Source organism: Staphylococcus auricularis (assembly GCF_051172115.1).
Lineage (GTDB): Bacteria > Bacillota > Bacilli > Staphylococcales > Staphylococcaceae > Staphylococcus > Staphylococcus auricularis_A.
Genome location: NZ_JBPIZN010000026.1, coordinates 1 through 306 on the forward strand (window position 1 = coordinate 1; position 306 = coordinate 306).

1 pseudogene is annotated in these 306 nt (G+C 33.3%); it reads left to right on the forward strand.

The window, feature by feature from the left end:
* Window positions 1-306, forward strand: a pseudogene (locus ACSBRB_RS10655) (DNA cytosine methyltransferase); the annotation flags it as partial.

Sequence of the window (306 nt, forward strand, 5' to 3'; positions counted from 1 at the left end):
GTCCAGCAAGTCAATATGGAGATTCTTTTTACTCTAAGAAAGTTCAATGTGAATATCAAAAGTTGATGAGACAAAAAGGTGAGGAAACGTTTAATCAGCATTTTTATCCTCAGATGAGTGATTTAGATAAGCAGATAATATCATTTGTAAAACCTGGGGGAAACTATATGGATGTACCTGATTTTGTTCCTTCTAACAGAATTAAAAAATTTAAGGAAACTGGAGGCAGAACTACCTGTTATGGTAGATTACTACCTTCAATGCCAGCATACACAATTAATACGCATTTTAATAGACCTAATGTTG